Here is a 21,328-nt window from a genome sequence, read left to right as displayed (position 1 = left end):
GTGCCGGAAATCGGACATCTTCACGCGTCCCGACCGTTGTTTCTGTCCGAAACGGCGCATCGATCGGTGCCGACGCCCACCAACCTTCCCGCACGAGACCTACGGTGGGATCCGGAAACCGTCCCGCGGACCCGAGGAGTATCGGCAGATGAGGATCACCGGCGCAGTCCTGGAGGAGATCGGCCGGCCGCGGCCGTTCGCCGAGTCGAAACCGATCAACGTGTCCGAACTCGAGCTCGACGCGCCGGGACCGACCGAGCTGCTGGTAAAGATCGAGGCGGCCGGGGTGTGCCACTCCGATCTGAGCGTCGTGGACGGCAACCGGGTCCGCCCCGTACCGATGCTGCTCGGGCACGAGGCGGCCGGCCGCATCGTCGAGGTGGGCTCCTCCGTCGACGACTTCCGGGTGGGGCAGCGGGTGGTCATGTCGTTCCTGCCGAGATGCGAGGCGTGCGACAGCTGCGCGGAGGACGGCCGGCTGCCCTGCACGACCGGGTCCGCCACCAACAACGCCGGGGAACTGCTGCACGGCGGCCGTCGCCTGCACCGCGACGGCCACCCGGTGCACCACCACCTCGGGGTCTCGGGTTTCGCGACGCACGCGGTGATCGACCGCGCGTCGGCCGTCGCGGTCGACGACGACGTGCCGCCCGACGTCGCCGCGGTGCTCGGCTGTGCCGTGCTCACCGGCGGGGGCGCCGTTCTCAATGCGGCCCGGCCGCGGCCGCAGGACAGCGTCGCGATCGTCGGCCTCGGCGGGGTCGGCATGGCCGCCCTCCTCACGGCCGTCGCGCAGGGCGTCTCGCGCATCGTCGCGATCGACACCCTCGACGACAAGCTCACCCGCGCCCGCGAGCTGGGAGCACACGAAACCTACACGCCGGCCGAGGCGGTCGAGCGGGGCGTCAAGGCCCGGTACGTCATCGAGTGTGCCGGCAGTGCACGGGCGTTCGAGACCGCGTTCGGTCTCACGGCGCCCGGCGGCACGACCGTGACGGTCGGCCTGCCCGCGCCGGCCGCGACGGCGGCGATCTCCCCGTTGACGGTGACCGCGGAGGCACGCACGATCGTCGGCAGCTACCTCGGTTCGGCCGTGCCGCGCCGCGACATCCCCCAGTACGCGCGGATGTGGCGGGAGGGCCGGCTCCCGGTGGAGGAACTGATCTCCGCACGGATCCCCCTGTCGCGCATCAACGAGGCCATGGACCAGCTCGCCGACGGGCTGGCCGTGCGTCAGGTCATCATGTTCGACGACTGACGGTAAGAGGCCGGGTGCCGGTCGGTCCGGGACCAAGGTCCCGGACCGGATATCTTGCGGGAAGTGGTTTTCCGGACGGCCGAGCGACCCGTCGAGCGGCACGGGACGAGGTGCCCGGCCGACCCGGCCACTCGGTCCCTCGCTGGGCGCCGGAGTGCTCCGGCCGATGGGCACAGTCGGCGGGAGACTTTGGGCCCTTTCTCCGAGTCCTCGGTCCCGCCGACGGCGACAGAGTCGAGGGAGCGCTCCCGGTCCCGCCGGTGTGCGGTCGGTGCCCGCACCGCCCGGCTCGCCTGCGCGCGAGCATGTCCACACCTGTGGAACAACCTGTTGATCAGTACCTTTCGACCCGATCGACTACCGCCTCGGCTCCCGCGCCCGTCCCGTCTGTCCGGGCACAGCGGCCGTTGCCGACACCCGCCGCCGGGCCTTCGCCGCCCCGCGGACGTGCTCCACGTCTCATTGCCGATGCCGATGCCACGGTGCAAGAGTCAGCGCGCCGACGGTCGACGGCTCCGCTCCGTTCCGGGACGAACGCCTGCGCCGCCGTCTCGTCGGCCGAACGGGAGGACGCGGATCCACCCTCTCGCGGCAGCAGGTCGGAGCTCGATGCCCCACCCGGACGACGGTGGGGCCGAAGTCAGGAGTCGTGGTCATGGTTGATGTCGCGCCGATACTGAGGAGGCCGGACGCGCAGCGGCCGTATCCTCCGACCCGCCGCCCGAAGGGCTCGACGATCCTCACGGTCGTCACCTCCACCGACCACAAGGTCATCGGCGTGATGTACATCGTGGCGGCCTTCGCGTGGTTCCTCATCGGCGGCCTCATGGCGCTGCTCATCCGTGGTGAGCTCGCCGTGCCCGGCCTGCAGTTCCTGTCCAACGAGCAGTACAACCAGCTGTTCACCATGCACGGCACGATCATGTTGCTGCTGTACGCGACTCCGGTGTTCTTCGGCTTCGCCAACTATCTGCTGCCGCTGCAGATCGGCGCTCCGGACGTGGCCTTTCCCCGACTCAATGCGGTGGGCTTCTGGCTCTACGTCTTCGGCGGGCTCATGGCCGCCACCGGCTTCCTCACCCCCGGAGGCGCGGCCGACTTCGGGTGGACGGCGTATGTGCCGCTGACGAACTCGCTGCACTCGCCCGGCGTCGGTGCCGACCTGTGGATCCTCGGACTCACCGTCGGCGGTCTCGGCACGATCCTCGGTGCGGTCAACCTCATCACCACCATCGTGTGCCTGCGCGCCCCCGGCATGACCATGTTCCGGATGCCGATCTTCACCTGGAACACCTTCATCGCCTCGCTGCTGATCCTGCTGATCTTCCCGCTGCTCGCGGCGGCGCTGATCGCCCTGTTCGTCGACCGCCAGTTCGGCGCTCACATCTTCGACCCCGGAACGGGCGGAGTCATGTTGTGGCAGCACCTGTTCTGGTTCTTCGGTCACCCAGAGGTGTATGTGCTGGCGCTGCCGTTCTTCGGCATCGTCTCGGAGATCTTCCCGGTGTTCTCGCGCAAGCCGATCTTCGGTTACTCGGGTCTGGTCTACGCGACCCTGGCCATCGCGGCGCTCTCGATCGCGGTGTGGGCGCACCACATGTACGCCACCGGCGCCGTGCTGCTGCCGTACTTCTCCTTCATGACGTTCCTGATCGCGGTGCCCACCGGCGTGAAGTTCTTCAACTGGATCGGCACCATGTGGAAGGGCCAGCTGACGTTCGAGTCGCCGATGCTGTTCTCGGTCGGCTTCATCGTCACCTTCCTGTTCGGCGGCCTGTCCGGCGTCATCCTCGCCAGCCCGCCGCTCGACTTCCAGCTGCACGAGTCCTATTTCGTCGTGGCGCACTTCCACTACGTGCTGTTCGGCACCATCGCCTTCGCCACCTACGCCGGCGTCTACTTCTGGTTCCCGAAGATGACCGGGCGCATGCTCGACGAGCGTCTCGCCAAGTGGCACTTCTGGCTGACCTTCCTCGGCTTCCACACCACGTTCCTGGTGCAGCACTGGCTGGGCAACGAGGGCATGCCGCGCCGCTACGCCGACTACCTGCCCTCGGACGGGTTCACCACCCTGAACATCATCTCGACCGTCGGTGCCTTCGTGCTCGGCGCCTCGACCCTGCCGTTCCTGTGGAACGTGTTCAAGAGCTACCGGTACGGCCAGGTCGTGACCGTCGACGACCCGTGGGGTTACGGCAACTCCCTCGAGTGGGCGACGAGCTGCCCGCCGCCGCGGCACAACTTCACCGAGCTGCCGCGCATCCGCTCCGAGCGCCCGGCGTTCGAGCTGCACTACCCGCACATGAGCGAAAAAATGCGGTCCGAGGCGCACGTGGGCTGGGGTTCGCACGCCCAGACCGCTCGCGCGATCGAGGGGAAGCACTGACATGGAGGACGGACGCCGGTTCCGCCGGTACACGACGCTCGGCGAGACCCGCACCCGCCCCGACCCGACGGCCCTGCTGATCGCGATGCTGGTGCTGGCGGTGCTGCTCGCGTCCCCGTGGTGGCTGGCCCCGGCCCCGGCCGTGCTGCTGATCGTCGCGGCCCTCGCCGGCACGGTCGCGGTCGGTGCCACCAGCCGGAGGACGATCGTGCCGACCCGGTGGTCTTGACGTCCCGCCCGGGCTGAGTACTGCATCGACAGTGTCTGATGTGGGGGGTGTGTGGTGGCGCGCGGGCACTGGTCCGGCCGGCGCTGCGCCAGTTCGACCAGTGCCGGCACCAGGCGGAGATTCCGTGGAGCATGTCGTCGCGCCCCTGCGGGAGCGTGGGTACGGCGCCACGGCGTGTGCACGCGAGGCTCCGGCCGCCACCACATCCTTACGGTGCCGTAACTTACGGTGTCGTAACTTACGCTAGGGTAGTCGCATGGCCATCTCAGATCTTCAGGAATTCGCGCATCTGACGGACGCGGATGTCGAGGCCCTCGGCCGAGAGCTCGATGCCCTCCGTCGCGACATCGAGGACTCCCGCGGCGAACGCGACGCCCGATACATCCGCAACACCATCAGGTTGCAGCGCAGCCTCGAACTCGCCGGGCGAGTGACCCTGTTCGGCAGCCGGCGCCGTCCGCTGTGGTTGCTCGGCACGGGTCTGCTCGGCGTGTCGAAGATCATCGACAACATGGAACTCGGGCACAACGTGATGCACGGGCAGTGGGACTGGATGAACGATCCCGAGATCCACTCCGCGAGTTGGGAATGGGACAACGCCGACCCGTCAGCGCACTGGAAGCAGACCCACAACTATCTGCACCACAAGTACACCAACATCCTGGGCATGGACGACGACGTGGGATTCGGCCTGATCCGGGTCACCCGGGACCAACGGTGGAAGCCGTTCAACGCCGGCAACCTCGTCTACAACGCGTTGCTAGCGCTGCTGTTCCAATACGGCGTCGCCATCCAGCACCTCGAACTCGGCAAGGTCGCCAGGGGCCGGGACGACCGTGCCGAAACCAGCCGTAAGCTGCGTGAGGTGGGCCGGAAGGTGGGCCGACAGATCGGCAAGGACTACGTGTTGTACCCGGCCCTCACCGGGAGGGCGTGGAAGTCCACCCTGACGGCCGACATCACTGCCAACGTGATCCGTAATCTGTGGACCAACGCGGTGATCTTCTGTGGGCACTTTCCCGACGGCGCGGAGAAGTTCACCAGGGCGGACGTCGACAACGAGAGCCAGGCCCGCTGGTATCTGCGACAGATGCTCGGCAGCGCCAATATCTCCGGTGGTCCGTTGATGGATTTCATGACGGGCAACCTCAGCTATCAGATCGAGCACCACCTGTTCCCGGACCTGCCGTCCAACCGGTATGCCGAGATCGCCGTGCGGGTGCGCGCATTGTGCGGCAAATACGACCTGCCCTACACCAGCGGTCCGCTCGCGGTGCAGTACCTCAAGACGTGGCGCACCATCGCGAAACTGTCGCTGCCGAACAAGTACCTCAAAGACACTTCGGACGCCGCCCCCGAGACCGCATCCGAACGCGGCTTCGGCGGGATGCCGGTTGTCGATCCCGTCACCGGCCGGCGGCGCGGACTGGCCACCACGATCCGCGCGAACCGCCGGATTCGTGGCGTGCGCCGACTTCTGGGGATGCGCTGATCGACGCGTAGGTGTTTCGAAGTGCCGTCGTGCGGACTCACAGCCGGGCACGGGCGACGAGATGATCGCCGCGCACCCGCCGAACCAGTGGCGCCGCACCCCCGCCTGCACCGGACCCCGGCGCACCAGGTGCACCGACCTCACCACGGTCGCCGAGTCCCGGGGGCGGGCCGATGGTCATCCGCCGGCGCTGTGGGTTGCGGCGAAGACGACGAACACCACGAACAGTGCCGCGGTACCGAGCACGGCACCGGTGAGGGCCTCCCGATGGTTCGTTGCCAGGCCCTTGTCGACCCGGTCCAGGCCGACCCAGCCGCAGACCACCGCGGCCAGCCCGGCGGGAATCGTGATCAGGTCACCGATGAGGGGAACGAAGGCGAACACCGCGGCGGTGATTCCCGCGACAAGCGCGGTGCTACCCGCACCGTTGCGGAACGGCGACTCGGTGGAACGGTGTGGCGGCATACCAGCTCCCCATTCAGGACGAGGCGATCATGTCCGTCCATGGTGCCTCGCACCGCTGGATCTCGCCGCACTACCCGTGCGCCGGGCAGGGGCGTCTCGGCTCGGCCGCGGCGCATGCCGTGACCGGCGTCCGTGCGTCAAGGCCGGGTCTGCCGGGCACGCAGGGCGGCGATCATACGGTGGAGTTCACCGAGGGTGACCCACAGTCTGCGTGCTTCGTCCTCGAATCGTTGGGCACTGACCGCGAAGCCGTGCCGTTGTTCATCGGCGGCGCAGTGCTCAGCAAAGTTGATCCGCACTGTGACCTGCTCGAACTCTCGCTCCAGCACGCCGAGAAAGAGCTGAGCCTGTGCCCGGTCGGCACGGCGGGCCGCAGCCTCGGCATCGGCTGGCCCCACCGGGCCGGGGCGGACGGATGCGATGATCATGAGAGTTCGAGGGTCGCGTCGCGGACCATGTCGAGTGTGCTGGCGTGCGAGGAGCCGGTCGGAGTGCTCGCAACAGTGTGGAGCAGCAGGGTCACGGTCGGGCGCGGGTAACGGTAGCGGGCGCAGGCCGCATCAAGGCAGTCCTCGATCACGGCACTCACCTCGCGTTGCTCCAATGCCGCAGCCGCAGGAATGCTCGCGTCCGCGATGGTGATCGCCAGTTGACTCAGTAGCACCCCGTGGCGGCGCCGGATGTGTTCCATCGCGGCGACCGCACGGTCGATACACGCGTCCAGGCAGCGTTCCCCGGCCCCGGGAGTCTCGAGTGCGCAGCACATCCCCGCCAGGCGCAGGTGCTGTCGGTGCAACACCCGCTCGACGCCGGCATCGATCGTGCCGACGTCCGCGGCGCACTCGGACACGTCGATCCAGACGTTCTGCTTCGGCCGTGATCGGGCGAACAGGTGCCAATGGGCGAGCATTGCGGACCTTCTCCTTGATCAGGTGGCCCGCGCCGTTGCGGGTCCTTCCACCCATACCGCCGCCGAGGATCGAAACGGATGCGTCTTGACGCTTTCCTTATGCTCTGGACCGAAAGCTTGATGCGGTGCTTACTCATCACCCAGCTTCGCGGGGCCCGTGGCGCCCTCGCTCGGAACGGGGGCGACTGTCGGAGGCTCGGAGCGTTCGGCATGCAGATCGGAGTACTCGAGCATCGGAGCGCATCCCGTGCCGGCGGTCGGGTTCGATCGAGCGATGCAGGAGAAGCGAATCGGGGCGCAGGCCACAACGCGGTGTGCTGTTGCCCGCCGTGACGGGCACGGGGCGGCGGCTCCTCGGTCCGGAGGCGTAGAGATTTCGCAAGGATCCGACGGCGAGTCTTCCCTGCCGGGTCGGGGCGGGCCGATGCTCGTTGGTGGTCGAAACCCGTCGACGCGAAGGAAGGATACGTGCGCGTGAGCGACATGCTGACCACGTGGATGCTCCTCGGGGCGTTCGTGACAGCCGCCTTGGTCATCCGCTACCTCAACACCGCTTCGGACCGGCCGACGGCCCGGGCACCGCTGCGCTATGTCCGCCGCCCGCCGGTGCCGCCTTCTGGGATCCCGGTGGTCCGCTACAGCTCGCCGGCTCCGGCCGCAGAGCGGACTCGACGGCAATTCCCGCCGGCCGACGACGATGTGCTGCTGCTGATCGCGGTCGGATGACCACCCCCGTGCCGCTGTGCGCGATCGGCGTGTTCGTCGATTTCACCCTTGCCCAAACGGCGATGGTGCGGCACTGATGGTGCACGCGTGGGCACGGGTGGCGCATGCGGATACTGCTCAGTGGTATGGGTACGGTCCTGGCCGGCACCGCCGGTGCCTGGCTCCTCGCGGTTGCTTTGCCGCTGCTGGTGGCCGGGATGTGCACGGTCCGCCGGACGTTCCGGCATCGCCGGTACGTGTGCCGGTGGCCGATGCCGTCGTCTGCCACACCCGCAACCGTCTCGCCTCGGTCCACGCCACCCCGTGCGAGCGTGACCTCTCACTCCGATCGGAGAATCCCGATGTTCGACGCTCTTGCCCCCGTCCTGTTGCTGATCGGCGTCCCCACCCTCGTCCTGCTGACAGTTCGCCGCCTCAACCTCCGCGACTGCCGGCACGAGCCACCTGCCGACAGCCCGCATACCGGAGGCCGCACCGTAGGGTCGGAACCGCCGCACGGCCCTACCGACCCACATCCGCCGGGGTCTCGACGGACCCGCCACACGCCCCCGCGCGGGTGCGGTCCGTCGGTCGCCGATGGGGAGTGTCCTTATCGGACAATCCCTGTCGCGACAACCACACCACCGGTCCGAGTCGGCGAAGCGCGGGGGAATCGGGTCGGAATCGAGGATGACGTGGCGTGAGCACTCGGCGGCCGGCAGCTCGGAGCATCCGCACGCGTGCGCAGTGGAGACCCGTCAGGGGTGGCTCACTGTGTGAGGAACGTTGGCGAGTGGTCGGTGTGGAAGCGGGGCAGGGCGGCGCAGAGGGCGGACAGTTCGTTGCCGCTACGAAGGACGGTGCCGTCGGGCCGGACGATGACAGCGCGCGCCCGGCCGCGGCGTAGCCAGCGGTGCAGATCGGTATCCGGCCGGGCCAGCAGGACTGTGCCACCCCGTTGTTCGATGGCGGTGCGTTCTTCCGGGGTCGGGGAGACGGAGGTGACCACCGCGAACCGGCCGGCGACGACCTCGGCGAATCGGCGACCCTCGTCGAGGACCGGATTCGGGATCAGGCGGCCCGCTCGGCTTCTGCGTAGTCGGGGTCGCTCGATGAGACTGGAGCGGCGGAGAGCCGGGGTCTCGTTGTCCATGATCTTGTCGCTGAGGCCCGGCACGCGGTGCAACAGCGGTAGGGCGACGCGGCGGATGAGATTACCGAGTTCGCCGCCCTCGGTCATGGCCATTCCGACGAACTTGGCCCGCCGGATCAGCGCCAGTGCGTGGGGCTTGCGTTCGATCTCGTAGGTGTCCAGAGCGCTCTCAGGCAGATCCCCGCGGAGGACGCCTGCAAGTTTCCAGGCGAGGTTCATCGCGTCCCGCATCCCCGCCCCCATCCCCTGTCCGATGAAGGGCGGTGTGAGATGGGCGGCGTCGCCCAGCAGAAACACGTGCCGGTCGCGCCATCGGTCCGCGATTCGGGCTCGAAAGGTGTACTCGGCCAGACGGACCAGCTCCAGGTCTTCGGCCGGTGTGTTCCTTGTCCATGGCGAGATGAGGGGATGCAGTCGGGCCATTTCGCGATAGTCCTCGGCGCTCTCACCGGGATTCAGACGGAACTCCCAGCGGTAGCGCGTTTTTCCGATCCGCATGTATGTTGCCGCGCGCACGGGGTCGCACACCTGGTGCACGCCCTCCCACTCGCCGAGGTCTGCGGTGGTGGCGACGTCGACAACCAGCCAGCGTTGTTCGAACTTCAGATCCCGCATCGTTGCCTGAATCTGTTCTCTGACCATGCTGTTGGCGCCGTCGCAGCCCAACACGTATCTGGTCCGTACCGATTCGTGCACGCCGGTGCTTCGGTCGGTGAAGTCGACGCGAATGCCGCCGGCCTTGTCGTGGGCCAGCCCGGTTACTTCGACGTCGCCGCGCAGAGAGGCCCCCGGGTACCGTTCCAGATTGGCGCGCATGATCTCCTCGAACTGCGGCTGATCGAACATGTTGGCCTCGGGGTAGCCGTGTACGCCCGGGCGGGGGTCTCGGTGGAACTCGGTGAGAATTCGCATGTTCCGGTCGAGGAGCCGCAACCCGAGGCACGGCCGGGAGATCGCCGCGAACTCGTCGGCGATCCCGAGGTGCGCCAGGATCCGGTGAATCTCACCGTCGAGGTGGACCGCCCGCGGCTGCGCATAGACGCCCTCCCAGCGCTCGAGTACCAGGCACTCGACCCCGTGCTGAGCAAGCAGCGTGGCGGCGGTCAGTCCGGTGGGTCCGGCACCGACGATGACGACCGGGACAACCCGCTCGCTCATCGGATCGATCCGAACAGGACGACGAGGTAGGCGAGGATCAGCGCGCTGACGAGGATGGCGGGCGTCATCTCACGCAATCCATCTCCGTTGCGTACGTGCGTAACGACGGCCCCTGCCATCAGGAGCAGGAGCCCGACGCCGGCCGCGGCGCCGAGCGCCGGCACGAGTCCGCCGAGCAGGAGACCGGCTGCACCGGCGACCTCGAGCGCACCGATACCCCGATACGTGCTGACGGAAATACCGACGTGGGCTGCCCGTTCCCGCATCGGCGAGGTTGCCGCCATCTTGCTCACGCCGAGCAGGAGGTAGAGGACTGCGAGCGAGACCGCCAGAACTAGGGATGCGGTAATCATTTGCGCACCATTACCTTCCAATTGATTGCATATCGGTCCAAGATCGCCTTGACCGCCGGTTCGCCGGCAGATCCGTCGATCTCGACAGTGGCAAGAATCGAACCGTCCGCTACGGACGCATGGATGCTGTCGACCCCTGCGGTGGTGGCGAGGGCCTGCTCGAGCTCGCGCCGTGTCGCGTCCGCGCGCAGTGCGAGCTTGTAGGGCTTGCCTACCGCCGTGACAGGCAAGGCGTGGAGGATGGTCACCGTTCTGGGGGCCGCGGCCCGTTCGGGGACACGCTCACCCGCCCAGGCGTGCAGCTCATCCTCGGTGATGCCGGCGTCTGCGGCAACGGTGACGTACGCGACGGGCACTTCGCCCGCGTGGGCATCGGGTCGTCCCACCGCGCTGACCGCGGTGACCTGCGGATGGGCCAGGAGGGCGTCTTCGATGACCGCTGGATCGATGTTGTGCCCGCCCCGGATGATGACGTCCTTCGCGCGTCCGACCAGGTAGATGAAACCGTCGCTGTCGACGCGCGCCAGGTCGCCGGTATCGAGCCACCCGTCGACCAGTTTGCCCATACCGTCGAGCACGTGTCCGTGTTCGTCGTGGGCGGCAGCGTAGCCGGCGAACACCGTCGGACCGCTGATGGCCAGCACGCCGGTCGTTCCGGTGGGCAGGTCTTCCCAGCTGCCGTCTTCGCGGACGCGTACCACTTTGACCTGCTGATAGGGCATCCGTAGGCCCACCGCGCCGGGTCGTGGGGCGTCGGTGAAGCTGCGTGCACTCGCGCAGGTTGCCTCCGTCAGGCCGTAGCCTTCGAGAAGGGGCACACTCGTGTGTTCCCGGAACTTCTCGACGAGCGCAGTCGGCAGAGGCGACGCTCCGACCATGGCGAATCGCAGACTACTGATATCGGCGTCGACCGGGCGCTCCGCAAGGGCCGCGTATACGGTGGGCACCGCGCTCATCGACGCGATGCGGTAGTGCTCGACGATCTTCCAGAATTCGCTGAGCAGTACCGGGTCGCGGTAGCCGAGCGGGCCGGCCCACACCACACCCTGGCCCTTGAACAGCGGTGCCAACAGCGTGACCATCAAGGCATTGACATGGAACAGCGGCAGGGCGGCGAATACCACGGAGTCCTGGTCCCACAACGAGTTCGCGGCCAGCATCCAGGCATTGGCGACCTCGTTGTCGTGGGTGTGGGCGGCCAGCTTCGGAACACCGGTGGTACCACCGGTGTGAAACAGTGCCGCCATGTCGAACCCACGGGGGGGATCACCGGCGAAGCCGGAGGAGTCGATGTCGGCCGACAGCGCACCGAAATAGCCGATCCGCACTCCGTCGACTTCGGGCAGGTCCGCAGGGACGCCGGCGGCACCGGTGGGCCTGAGGACCAGCACTGCATCCACCCCTCCGCTCACGGCAATCTCGTGCGCGACCTCCCATGTGTCGGCCGCAAGTTCCGGACCGGCCGCGACGAGTACCCGGGCACCTGAGCGGCGTAACAGTTCAGCGATGTGCTGCTGCGACTGTGCCGCGTTGATGGGGGCAGCGATGCCGGCAAGCTGCGCGGCGAGAGTCGCGGGGATCAGTTCGGCGCAGTTGGGCGCCATCAAGGCGACCGGGTCGTGGCGCCGCACGCCCAGACGATGGAGCAGGTTCGCGTAGCGGTGAACATCGTCGAGTAGTTCGGAGAAACTGCGCTGCAACGGCTCCCGCCACCGTGCGGCGTCCGGGAGGACGGTGAGCGCGAGGCGGTCCGGCCACATGCGGGCCGCTCGGGTGAGCAAGGCATAGGTGGACTCCGGAAGCCCCCGATCTCGCAGCGGCACGGCCTCGATCGCCGTCACATCCGTGGGCGCTGCGTACCGCGGCCACAGCAGGTCGGTGGTCATCGCGCGTACCTCACCACCGTGCGCTGCCGCCCCAAGTCGATCGTCCCGTCGTCTGTGGCGACGGTGGCTTCGATGACGTCGCCGTCCTGCAGATAGTTCGAATTCCGGGCCTGGCCCGCAAAGAAGAGCTTCCATTTGACGGCCGGCGGCAGCAGAGAGGAGAGGATTTCGATCGGCTTCGGTGGGGCGCTCAGCGCCGTCCCGACCGGTGTTCCGGTCAGCAGCAGGTCTCCGGCATCGAGGCGTTGGAACCGGGTCAGCGCCTGCAGAGTCTCGGCCGGCTGGTAGATCATGTCGGCAACGGTCATGTTCTGGCGAGGCTCACCGTTGACCCAGAGCCGCAGGCGCAGGTCGGTGAACCGCTTCAGTTCGTCGGCATCGAGCAGTACGAGCGCGGGGCCGACCGGGGTGAACGTCGGGTACGACTTGGCCTCGTAGAACTGCGTTTTGGGAAGCTGGACGTCGCGCGCGGAGATGTCGTTGGTGACAACCAGGCCGGCGACGTGATCGGCGAGAGTGTCTGCGGTGATCGTGGTGCCGACGGGGAGTTCACGCCCGAAGACGAGCCCGATCTCCACCTCGTAGTCCAGTAGCCGGACATGGGCAGGACGGATCACGTCGTCGTGGGGACCGCCGATCGAACCGGATGCCTTTCGGAAGAAGGTCAACGGAATGGTGTCGGGGTTCATCCCCGCGTCCTTGACGTGCGAGGCGAAGTTCGTCATCTGTGCGACCACACGGCAGGGGGCGGTGACCGGGGAGAGCAACGAGAGGGTCTCGACGGGCACGGTGCCCTCGCTGGACGCCGCTGCCTCGACGGCTGGTCGGTCGGCCAGCAGTTGAGCGGTGGTGGTGGCCTCGGTGTCTACCCGGGCAGCACCCGTCGGTGTGACGACCCACCAGGCGTCGGCGGTGCGGAGGACAGAGATGGTCATGAGCTGGCAACTTTCAGAAGGCCGCGTAGGCGGTGGAGGTCGAATTCGTTGTCGGCGCGCAGCGCGAGGGCGATGGCGCGCAGTTCCTGGAGTGAGTCCCGACCGGGGCTCAGTCCGAGGAAGTCCTTGGTGGCGGGCGGCCCCCACTGGGCCAGTCCGGACGCGGTCATCGGTGCCCAGCCCGCCTCGAGCGTGTTGTCGAAGAGATCGCCGTCGCTGAAGTGCTCGACCATGAATCCGTCGGGGTCGCGCCAGTAGTCGAAGATCTGGCTGCCCTGGATGTGCCGGCCGATGCCCCAGGACCGGCGGTAGCCCCGGTCGAGCAGGTACTCGCCTCCCGCCGCGAGGGAGTCCAGGTCGGCGACCTGATATGCCGAATGCACATAGCGGTTGGCCGGGCCGAGAACCATCGCGAGAGTGTGATGGTCGGTGGGCGTGGCACCCCGGTCGCAGCGGATGAAGCTCATGATCGGGCCCCGGGCCCGTTGCCCCGGGTAGTAGAGGAAGTCGCTGACGATCAGTCCGAGGTGCTCGAGGTACCAGTTGAGCGTTTCGAGGTACTTCGTCGTCTGGAGCACGACGTGACCGAGCCGTTGCACGGTGGCCGGCGCGCGGGGTGGCCGCTGGGTGGCGTTCACCCGCCCGCGGTCGTGTCCGAAATTGAAGTGGAGCGGAGCCTGGGCGGCCAGCGCCGGCAACTCGAACGTGTCGGACACCACGCGGACTCCGAGAGCGCTTGGATCCACGAGATCGACAGCGATCCCGCCGAGGCTCTCGGGGAGGGGCACGACCGCACCTCCGACTGCGTCCGCGAGTCGCAGCACGTCGGTCGAGTCGGCTGCCCGGAAGGCGGGACCGACGAACCGCGAACGCGGGCCTCGGCGGATGAGCACGCAGGGCGAACCGGGGTCTGTGCCGCGCAACTGTAGTTCGTGCGCCGTTCGGAGCGCCGTCGCAAAACCGAAGGCATGGGCGAACGCCTCCGCCCGATCGAGGTCGGGCTTCTCGAACTCCAGCCACGCGAGGTCGAACACCTTGATGATCGGCTCGGCGGCCTTCCCCCGGTGCTCGCCCGCCAGCGCGCCCTGCTCACTGTGCAGTCCGGAATGCGGGTCATGGTGGACACTCATGGACCACTCCCTTCAAGTTATGACGATATCGTCACTTACGAAGATATCGTCAGTCAAGAGTTTTTGAGGAATTCGTCACAATTGATGACGCGCCGTAGGGTAAGGCCAGGTCGGACGGATCAGAGAGAAGGGCACGCAGGCATGACCGAGCAGAACACCGATGCACCGAACCGTCTGGACCGGCGCAAGGCGCGCACCCGCGCCGCACTCGTACGCGCAGCCCAGTCGTTCATGGCGGCAGGGAAACCGACCGCCCCGATTCTCGAGATCACCCAAGCCGCAGATGTCGGGATGGGGTCCTTCTACAACCACTTCCAGACCAAAGAGGAGCTCTTCCACGCTGCCGTGGAGGAGGCCCTCGACCGCCATGGGGCGGTGCTCGACGAACTGACCGCAGATCTGGACGACCCCGCCCAGGTCTTTGCGCAGAGCTTCCGTCTGACCGGACGCCTCCATCGCAGGAATCCCGAGCTGAGCAAGGTTCTGCTCAGCAACGGTCTGAGTCTGATCGGCTCGGACAAGGGCCTGGCGCCGAGAGCTCGCCGGGACATCGAGGCAGCTGCCCGGTCGGGCCGGTTCAGCGTGCGCGATCCCGAACTGGCCATGACAATCGCAGCAGGCGCCGCGCTATGCCTGGGTCAACTGCTGCACGACCACCCCGAACGTGACGACGCGGAGGCCACCGACCAGGTCACCGAGGACCTGTTGCGCATGTTCGGCGTCTCGGCCGACGAAGCCCACGAAATCTGCCGACGCCCCTTACCCGACGCCGACTATCAGCCCCCAGCCGCAACCGCCACATAGCTCGTCTGCTTCGTCAGGATCGTCGGCAGGCGCGGCATCCCACCCGCCGTGATCTGGAACCTCGAATCCTTGGTGCGGATCGACTGCCGAGCATCACGCGGCGAGGACTAACTGCGGCGGCGCGGGCGAGGAACCGGACCCGCCATCACCATGGCGTCGTAGATCTCCATCAGGGCGCGTCGCTGTCGAGGCGCGAGGGCCGGGTCGGCCTCGAGGGCGGCTTCGATTCGTGCACGTGCGTCGTCGCCCTCGCGGTCGCCCACGGGAAAGCCGGCCTGCTCGTAGAGAATGTCGGCGCTGATGTTCAGCGAGCGTGCGATGGCATCGATGACGGTTGCCGAGGGGGCGCGCAGTCCGCGCTCGATCTGCGAGAGGTACGGATTCGAGATCCCGGCCATCTCGGCGAACTGCCGCAGGGTGAACTTGTTGAATTCTCGCTGCCGTCGGATGATTTCCCCGAGCTGTGCCGACGGTCTCCTCATACACGCGAGTTTACTGACACGCTCGGGGCTGAACACACGCTCGAAGCCCGTGGAACACGTGCGCAGTATCGCAGGGCGCGGCCGGCTCAGTCCTCATCGAGGAAGTCCCCGATGAGCTGCGCCGCCCGGGCGGTCTCCTGGAGCACGCACAGGTGGCTGCCCCCGTCGATGATCTCCAGGCGGCCGTGAGGGACGGCCTTGGCGATGATCCGGCCGTTGACGGTCGGCACGAGCCGATCGTCGCTCCCCGCGATCACGAGCACGGGCATCGGCAGGTGGCGCAGCCACGGTCGACTGGTCCACTCGAAGGCCGCGCGGAGCTGGACGACATGGCCCCGCAACGACGGCCGGCAGTCCCGGCGGATCTCGAGGTGCTCGTCGAGGAGCGCGGGATCGTCGACGATCCCCTCGCCGTAGATCAGCGGGGCGACCTTGCGGAAATACGCCGGGGAGTAGAAGCTCACCGGGTTGAAGACGGCGGTCAGCGCCCTCGGCGGGCTGGGCATGCCGCCCAGGCCGCAGTTCGTCGAGGCAAGCGCGAGCCTCTCGACGCGTCCGGGACTCCGGCGCGCCAGCTCCTGCGCCACCATCCCGCCGAACGCCAGGCCGAGCACGCCGGCCGAGTCGATCCCGAGGTGCTCGAGGAGATCATCTATGACGCCCGCATGCTCGCGGACGCCGAAGCGGCCGCGGGGGACCGAGGAATGCCCCGAGCCCGGCGGGTCGACCGTGATGGTCCGAAACCGCCCGAGCCGGGCCTCGAGTGGACGCCAGAACTCCAGGGGGAGGCCGATACCGTTGATCATCAGCAGGGCCGGCCCGTCGCCCCGGACTCGGTAGCGGACACGCAGCCCCGCCGTCTTCATGAACTGTGGTTCTTCCAGCGTCGAAGCGCTCGGCGTCTTCTTCTGCATGGGATGACCGCCTCTCGGTTGACCCCGCGCCTGGAGTGCAACGCGACTGTGAGACAGTCGCCCCTCGGAGTGCTTGCTTGCAAGCTTCACATCAGCTAGAGAGCTACCAGGCTCGCCGGACGGGGGGCGGTCGGCGAGCCGCAGCCCTGCTGCGCAGAGACATTGTCGGACAACATATCCGACATTCCGTGCGCTCACGTAGGCCCTCACGCGCGACACCGGCGATGCACCATGAACCCGATGACACAGAGCGGGACACGCCGTGGGCGGCGGGAGGGGGCGTTCCCTTTCGCCGATCACCCGGATCGGGTCCTCACGCGACGGTCGAGGCGGTCCTCCCACGCCGTCCGGTGGCAGCGGTCCCCCACCTCCATACAGCTGTAAACCACTGTCGCACAACAAATCCCGTGCTTGAACACAGACAACTACCGCGCCCATGTGCTGCCGCCGATGCGGCGCGAGTTGTCCACCGACCGCCGACGCCACAACTCGTCGTCGTAGATCTCCTCGTAATCGGTCTCGTCCCAGTACTTCTCGCGCCGATACAGCAACCCGAAGAACAGTCGGTAGTCCTTCGCGTAGGCGCGCTCGGTTCCCTCGGCCAGGAACCCTCGGAGCGCGCCGACCGAGCGCGCCCGGAGACCGGATCCCGACGGCCCTCGCGGCCCGGCTACCCTCGATGTCATGGGCAGGCAGCGGGAGCGTCGGGCCGCGCCGGGGTCCGGTCGCGGTCCGGCCGAGGGCATCTACGACATCGACACCGGCACCTGCGAGCTCGTCAAGGACCGGTACCTGCCGGACGGCTGGGTGCTCGAGGTCAACGGGGTGCCCAGCTCCCACATCGATCTCGCCGATCCCACGCTGCTCGAATTCGAGTACATGCGGTGGATCGCGCAACTGCTCGAATCACAGCGGCCCCGGGACGAGCGGCTGCGCGTGCTGCACCTCGGCGGAGGGGCCTGTTCCATGGCCCGCTACCTCGCCGCCACCTATCCGAACGCGCGGCAGGTGGTGGTCGAGATCGACGGCCGGCTCGCCGAACTCGTCCGGGACTGGTTCGACCTGCCCCGTGCCCCGCTGCTGCGGATCCGGGTGGGGGAGGCGCGGGCGGTCCTCGCCTCGCTGACCGACGCGACCCGCGACGTGATCGTCCGCGACGTCTTCGCGATCAACCGGACGCCCGTCGCGCTGACCACGGTCGAGTTCACCCGGCACGCCCGCCGGGTGCTCGATGCGGGCGGCGTCTACGTCGTCAACTGTGGTGACACCCGGGATCTGACCACCGCCCGGCGGGAGGCGGCCACCATCGGCAGCATCTTCGAGCACACCGCGATCATCGCGGATCCGGCGATGCTCAAGGGCCGCCGCTACGGCAACATCGTCATCGCCGGCAGCGACGCACCGCTCGGGCAGTCCCCGGCCCTGGCCAGGGACCTGCTCGGCGGGGGAGTGCCCGCCCAGGTCTGGACCGACGCACAGGTCCGCCGGTTCGCCGCCGACGCCCGCGTCCTCCTCGACGCCGAGTGCCGCCCGCCGGCCACGGTCCCGGCCGACGAGGTGGCCACCGGCTGACCCGTCAACCCGTCCGGCCGGCGGTCCAGGCGAGCAGGTCCTCGACCGGCCACGTGTTGATCACGTCCCCGGCCTCGACCCCGCGTTCGGCGGCCCGTTCGCAGCCGTACCCGATCCAGTCCAGCTGTCCGGGTGCGTGTGCGTCGGTGTCGATCGCGAAGCGGCAACCGAGATTCAGCGCGAGGTCGATCAGCCGCTCGGGCGGGTCCTGCCGCTCGGGGCGCGCGTTGATCTCCACCGCGGTGCTGTGGTCGCGGCACGCCGAGAACACCGCCTCGGCGTCGAACCGCGACTCCGGGCGGGTGCCGCGACCACCCTGCACCAGCCGGCCCGTGCAGTGCCCGAGCACGTCGACGTGCGGGTTCTGCACCGCCTTCAGCATCCGCTTCGTCATGACCGCCCGGTCGGCCCGCAGATTCGAGTGCACGCTCGCCACCACGACGTCGAGTTCGGCGAGCAGACCCTCGTCCTGGTCGAGGGTGCCGTCGTCGAGGATGTCCACCTCGATCCCGGTGAGAATGCGAAAGGGGCGGCCGCTGTCCGCGAGGACGCGGTTGAGGTCGGCGACGACCCCCAACTGGGTGCGCAACCGCTCGGCCGTGAGCCCGTTGGCCACCTTCAGCCGGGGGGAATGGTCGGTGAGCGCGCAGTATCGGCGCCCGAGTGCCGCGGCGGTCCGCATCATCTCGGCGATCGGGCTGCCACCGTCCGACCAGTCCGAATGCACGTGGAGATCGCCCTGCAGGGCCTCCAGCAGTTCCGCGCCGCCGCGGCCGATCGGCTCGGCCTCCGCGCGCAGCTGCTGCAGGTACGCGGGCACCCCGTCGAAGGCTTCCCGGATCACGGTGGCGGTCTTCGGGCCGACGCCGGCGAGGGCGGTCCAGCTGTCCGTACGGCGCCGGGCGGCGCGCTGCTCGGGGCTCAACCGGGCGACGACGTCGGCGGCGTGGCGGTAGGCCTTCACGCGGTAGCTCTCGGCCCGGTCGCGTTCGAGCCAGAACGCGACCTCCCGCAGGGCGTCCACCGGGTCCATGCGTCCATTCTCGCCACGGCGGTCCGTAGCGTGGGGCGCATGCGCACAAATGCGAGGTGGCGGCGGACGGTGACCGGAACCGCGATCGGGGTGGCCGGAGGGACGCTGGCGCTGGCCGGGGTCTCGGCCCGGGTTGCGGCGCCCGCGGCGGGGCGGCTGTACACCCTCGCCGACGCGCCGACGGCGCCGGTGGTGATCGTGCCGGGTGCCCGGGTCCGGAACGGATGGCCCATGCCGATGCTGCGCGGGCGCCTCGACGTCGCCGTCGCTCTGCTCGCGGACGGCCGCGCCCGCAGCGTGCTCGTCTCGGGCGACGCGGGGGGCCGGTCCGGGGACGAGATCGCGGCGATGACCGGCTATCTGGTGGCGCACGGCGTGCGACGGGAAGTGATCGCCACCGACCCCTACGGGCTCGACACATACGACACCTGCCATCGCGCCGCACAGGTCTACGGCGTGACGACGGCCCTGATCGCCACCCAGGACTTCCATCTTCCGCGGGCCGTCGCGCTGGGGCGGCGCGCGGGGATCGACATGGCCGGCGTGGTGGCCGGGTGCGACTGCCGGCTGCGCACCCGGGTGCGCAACGTGCTGCGCGAGTATCTGCTGTCGCGGCCGAAAGCGCTTGTGGAGATGCACTTTCCGCGGCCGCCGCGCGTGGGGTCGGTCGCGGACGGCGCGTCGACCGGGATCCTCACCTAGGGTCGTCGCATGCGACCTTCAGCCCTGATCACCGGTGGCGGCCGCGGCGTCGGCGCCGCCATCGCCCGGGAACTCGCCTCCAGCCACGACCTGCTGCTCGGGGGCCGGCGCGCGGAGTCGCTCCGGGCGATCTGCGAGGAGATCCCGGAGGCGGCGCCGTGGCCGGTCGACCTGCTCGACCACGAGGCGGTGGCCACGGCCTGCTCGAGCATCGACCGGTTGGACGTGCTGGTGCACAACGCGGGCCTCGCCGAACTCGGGACGATCGCCGACGGCGGAATCGCGCAGTGGCGGGAGATGTTCGAGTCGAACGTGGTGGCGGTGGTGGAGCTGACGCGTCTGCTCCTGCCGGCGCTGCGGGCCGCGAACGGCCATGTAGTGCTGCTCAACTCGGGGGCCGGGCTGAACGCGAAGGCCGGCTGGGGTGCGTACGCCGCCAGCAAGTTCGCGTTGCGCGCGTTCTCCGACGTCCTGCGGCAGGAGGAGCCGGCGCTGCGGGTGACATCGGTGCATCCTGGCCGGATCGACACCGACATGCAGCGTGCGATCGTCGCGAGCGAGGGCCGGACCTACGAACCGGAACGCTTCCTGAAGGCGTCGACCGTGGCGCGCGCAGTGCGCCAGGCGGTCCAGACACCGGCCGACGCGCACCCGACGGAGATCGTGCTGCGGCCCCGCTGAGCCGTCGTCAGAACGGCAGCGGAATCACGACCGGCGCCCCGTTCGGCAGCTGGATGCGGATCTGCGGTGGTGGCGGCGGGGCAGGCGCCGGAGCAGGTGCCGGTGCCGGGGGAAGCGGCTCCGGCGCAGGCGGCGGGGGAGGCGGCGGTGGTGGCGGCGGCGGTGGCGGTGGCGGCGGCGGTGGTGGCGGCGGCTCCGGGGGTGGCGCCGGGGCCCGCGGCGCGGGCGCCGCAATGTCCACGTCCGGCACCAACGCGGAAGACGGTTCCGGTGCGGGCGGCGGTACCGGGTCGATCGCCCCGGGTGCCGGTTGCTTGGGGCCGGCACCGATGGGCACCGCCAGCAGATTGCCTGTGGTGACGTCGACGACGGTCAATTCACCGACGGGCGCCGCACCCGGCTGCACCACGAACAGCCGTTCCTCGTCGAGGCCCGACCAGCCCTCGCCTTCGAGATCCTGACCCGAGGACAGGACGGGGGAGAGCAGCGGGCTCCCCGGTGCACACCGCACGCGGGGGACGCCCCGGTCGTCGACGAGAACGACGGTTCCGGCCTCGAGGACGGACTGCACGGGCACCGCGCGCCCGCCGCGATACTCGTGATCGGTGACCCGGGTGTCCGCACGCAGCAGCACCGGCGTCAGTGTGCGCAGGTATCCCCGGGCGTCGGCGACGTCGAATACGTCGAGCCAGGCCTCCTGCTTGGCCGGGTCCTGCTCGAGCGTGCCGGCGAGCCGCTCGCGGTCGCACAGCTCGCGCTCCAGGCTGCCGCCGTAGAGCCCGGTCCGGTCTCCGGACACCGTCACCGGGCCGTCGTCGGGAACGGGAAGCTCGGCCTGCGGTGCCGGTGGAACGGCGACCGGTACCTGGTCGGGCAGGAGCAGGACGCTCCACGGATGCTCACCGCGCGACGTCGCGAGGTCCAGGCGTACCGGCTCGGTTCGCGACGGACCGTCCGTGGAGCATCCCCCCACGGCGAGCGCAGTCAGCGCGAGTACCATCCCGAATCCGCGCGCAGCGGTGCCGGCGGCCACCCGCCCATGGTAGGCGGAACCCCTCCGCATCTCGGGCGGTTTCGGTC

General features: G+C 68.9%; 22 protein-coding genes. 9 read left to right on the top strand and 13 right to left on the bottom strand.

The genetic code is table 11. The features are described 5' to 3' along the window. Positions 1 to 148 precede the first annotated feature (148 nt). From OCS65_RS01570 to OCS65_RS01555, 4 genes are all read left to right on the top strand, one after another. Positions 149 to 1,258 (top strand): alcohol dehydrogenase catalytic domain-containing protein, encoded by a 1,110-nt coding sequence (locus tag OCS65_RS01570; RefSeq protein ID WP_029546751.1) that lies wholly within the window; start codon positions 149 to 151, stop codon positions 1,256 to 1,258. A 655-nt stretch (positions 1,259 to 1,913) separates the two neighbouring features. Continuing rightward, the gene (gene ctaD / locus OCS65_RS01565) at positions 1,914 to 3,644 is read left to right on the top strand and encodes an aa3-type cytochrome oxidase subunit I (protein ID WP_029546752.1); all 1,731 of its coding nucleotides are present in this window, start codon (positions 1,914 to 1,916) and stop codon (positions 3,642 to 3,644) included. 1 nt (position 3,645) lies between these two features. Beyond that, on the top strand, positions 3,646 to 3,873 hold the full coding sequence (locus tag OCS65_RS01560; protein ID WP_006947519.1) for a hypothetical protein: 228 nt from the start codon (positions 3,646 to 3,648) through the stop codon (positions 3,871 to 3,873). Between the two features lie 256 nt (positions 3,874 to 4,129). Beyond that, a complete protein-coding gene (locus tag OCS65_RS01555) occupies positions 4,130 to 5,365 on the top strand; it encodes a fatty acid desaturase family protein (protein WP_029546753.1) in 1,236 nt (411 codons plus the stop codon). A gap of 177 nt (positions 5,366 to 5,542) precedes the next feature. On the opposite strand, the gene OCS65_RS01550 is transcribed toward OCS65_RS01555, so the two are convergent. The 3 genes from OCS65_RS01550 to OCS65_RS01540 all read right to left on the bottom strand — a co-directional run bounded on the left by OCS65_RS01550 (position 5,543) and on the right by OCS65_RS01540 (position 6,740). Continuing rightward, positions 5,543 to 5,830, bottom strand: coding sequence for a hypothetical protein (locus OCS65_RS01550; RefSeq protein ID WP_006947522.1), 288 nt, complete (start codon positions 5,828 to 5,830; stop codon positions 5,543 to 5,545). Between the two features lie 137 nt (positions 5,831 to 5,967). Next, positions 5,968 to 6,258: a hypothetical protein gene (locus tag OCS65_RS01545; RefSeq protein WP_029546754.1), complete on the bottom strand. Its 291-nt coding sequence runs from the start codon at positions 6,256 to 6,258 to the stop codon at positions 5,968 to 5,970. Beyond that, positions 6,255 to 6,740: a hypothetical protein gene (locus tag OCS65_RS01540; protein ID WP_231772247.1), complete on the bottom strand. Its 486-nt coding sequence runs from the start codon at positions 6,738 to 6,740 to the stop codon at positions 6,255 to 6,257. Before OCS65_RS01540 ends, OCS65_RS01545 begins: the two co-directional genes overlap by 4 nt. Positions 6,741 to 7,223: 483 nt before the next feature. Between OCS65_RS01540 and OCS65_RS01535 the strand changes: the two genes are divergently transcribed. After that, entirely contained in the window at positions 7,224 to 7,466 is a 243-nt protein-coding gene (locus OCS65_RS01535; RefSeq protein WP_231772952.1) for a hypothetical protein, read from the top strand. A 748-nt stretch (positions 7,467 to 8,214) separates the two neighbouring features. On the opposite strand, the gene mhpA is transcribed toward OCS65_RS01535, so the two are convergent. The 5 genes from mhpA to OCS65_RS01510 are packed head-to-tail and all read right to left on the bottom strand — an operon-like array spanning position 8,215 to position 14,060. Beyond that, positions 8,215 to 9,756, bottom strand: a complete 1,542-nt coding sequence (gene mhpA, locus OCS65_RS01530) for a bifunctional 3-(3-hydroxy-phenyl)propionate/3-hydroxycinnamic acid hydroxylase MhpA (protein WP_231772246.1) — start codon at positions 9,754 to 9,756, stop codon at positions 8,215 to 8,217. Continuing rightward, a complete protein-coding gene (locus OCS65_RS01525) occupies positions 9,753 to 10,109 on the bottom strand; it encodes a DoxX family protein (RefSeq protein ID WP_006947529.1) in 357 nt (118 codons plus the stop codon). Before OCS65_RS01525 ends, mhpA begins: the two co-directional genes overlap by 4 nt. After that, positions 10,106 to 11,995 carry an acyl-CoA synthetase gene (locus OCS65_RS01520; RefSeq protein WP_029546758.1) on the bottom strand — a complete coding sequence of 630 codons (1,890 nt, stop codon included), beginning with the start codon at positions 11,993 to 11,995 and terminating at the stop codon, positions 10,106 to 10,108. The genes OCS65_RS01525 and OCS65_RS01520 overlap by 4 nt, the downstream gene beginning before the upstream one ends. Beyond that, positions 11,992 to 12,930, bottom strand: coding sequence for a fumarylacetoacetate hydrolase family protein (locus OCS65_RS01515; RefSeq protein WP_029546759.1), 939 nt, complete (start codon positions 12,928 to 12,930; stop codon positions 11,992 to 11,994). Before OCS65_RS01515 ends, OCS65_RS01520 begins: the two co-directional genes overlap by 4 nt. Next, entirely contained in the window at positions 12,927 to 14,060 is a 1,134-nt protein-coding gene (locus OCS65_RS01510; RefSeq protein WP_029546760.1) for a VOC family protein, read from the bottom strand. Before OCS65_RS01510 ends, OCS65_RS01515 begins: the two co-directional genes overlap by 4 nt. Before the next feature lie 141 nt (positions 14,061 to 14,201). Between OCS65_RS01510 and OCS65_RS01505 the strand changes: the two genes are divergently transcribed. Further along, entirely contained in the window at positions 14,202 to 14,864 is a 663-nt protein-coding gene (locus OCS65_RS01505; RefSeq protein WP_029546761.1) for a TetR/AcrR family transcriptional regulator, read from the top strand. Between the two features lie 107 nt (positions 14,865 to 14,971). On the opposite strand, the gene OCS65_RS01500 is transcribed toward OCS65_RS01505, so the two are convergent. From OCS65_RS01500 to OCS65_RS01490, 3 genes are all read right to left on the bottom strand, one after another. Further along, a complete protein-coding gene (locus OCS65_RS01500) occupies positions 14,972 to 15,346 on the bottom strand; it encodes a helix-turn-helix domain-containing protein (protein ID WP_050036204.1) in 375 nt (124 codons plus the stop codon). Positions 15,347 to 15,432: 86 nt separating this feature from the next. Next, positions 15,433 to 16,260 carry an alpha/beta fold hydrolase gene (locus OCS65_RS01495; protein ID WP_050036205.1) on the bottom strand — a complete coding sequence of 276 codons (828 nt, stop codon included), beginning with the start codon at positions 16,258 to 16,260 and terminating at the stop codon, positions 15,433 to 15,435. Positions 16,261 to 16,685: 425 nt separating this feature from the next. Beyond that, the gene (locus tag OCS65_RS01490; RefSeq protein WP_043799142.1) at positions 16,686 to 16,946 is read right to left on the bottom strand and encodes a four helix bundle protein; all 261 of its coding nucleotides are present in this window, start codon (positions 16,944 to 16,946) and stop codon (positions 16,686 to 16,688) included. On the opposite strand from OCS65_RS01490, the gene OCS65_RS01485 reads away from it, so the two are divergent. Further along, positions 16,945 to 17,832, top strand: a complete 888-nt coding sequence (locus OCS65_RS01485; protein ID WP_043799140.1) for a spermidine synthase — start codon at positions 16,945 to 16,947, stop codon at positions 17,830 to 17,832. The two genes, OCS65_RS01490 and OCS65_RS01485, sit on opposite strands and share 2 nt — an antisense overlap. A gap of 4 nt (positions 17,833 to 17,836) precedes the next feature. Here the strand turns inward: OCS65_RS01485 and OCS65_RS01480 are convergent, their stop codons facing one another. Next, positions 17,837 to 18,865, bottom strand: a complete 1,029-nt coding sequence (locus OCS65_RS01480) for a PHP domain-containing protein (RefSeq protein ID WP_006947543.1) — start codon at positions 18,863 to 18,865, stop codon at positions 17,837 to 17,839. A gap of 69 nt (positions 18,866 to 18,934) precedes the next feature. Between OCS65_RS01480 and OCS65_RS01475 the strand changes: the two genes are divergently transcribed. Both OCS65_RS01475 and OCS65_RS01470 read left to right on the top strand, forming a co-directional pair. Further along, positions 18,935 to 19,567, top strand: coding sequence for a SanA/YdcF family protein (locus OCS65_RS01475; RefSeq protein WP_373566456.1), 633 nt, complete (start codon positions 18,935 to 18,937; stop codon positions 19,565 to 19,567). A gap of 9 nt (positions 19,568 to 19,576) precedes the next feature. Beyond that, positions 19,577 to 20,248 (top strand): SDR family oxidoreductase, encoded by a 672-nt coding sequence (locus OCS65_RS01470; RefSeq protein WP_231772245.1) that lies wholly within the window; start codon positions 19,577 to 19,579, stop codon positions 20,246 to 20,248. Between the two features lie 7 nt (positions 20,249 to 20,255). Here the strand turns inward: OCS65_RS01470 and OCS65_RS01465 are convergent, their stop codons facing one another. Continuing rightward, positions 20,256 to 21,281 carry a DUF6777 domain-containing protein gene (locus OCS65_RS01465; protein ID WP_231772982.1) on the bottom strand — a complete coding sequence of 342 codons (1,026 nt, stop codon included), beginning with the start codon at positions 21,279 to 21,281 and terminating at the stop codon, positions 20,256 to 20,258. Positions 21,282 to 21,328: the final 47 nt, after the last annotated feature.

Origin of the sequence: Rhodococcus aetherivorans (assembly GCF_025722975.1) — a bacterium.
GTDB lineage: Bacteria > Actinomycetota > Actinomycetes > Mycobacteriales > Mycobacteriaceae > Rhodococcus > Rhodococcus aetherivorans.
Note: the sequence above shows the minus strand (reverse complement) of the source record. Positions and strands in the feature narration are given on the sequence as shown.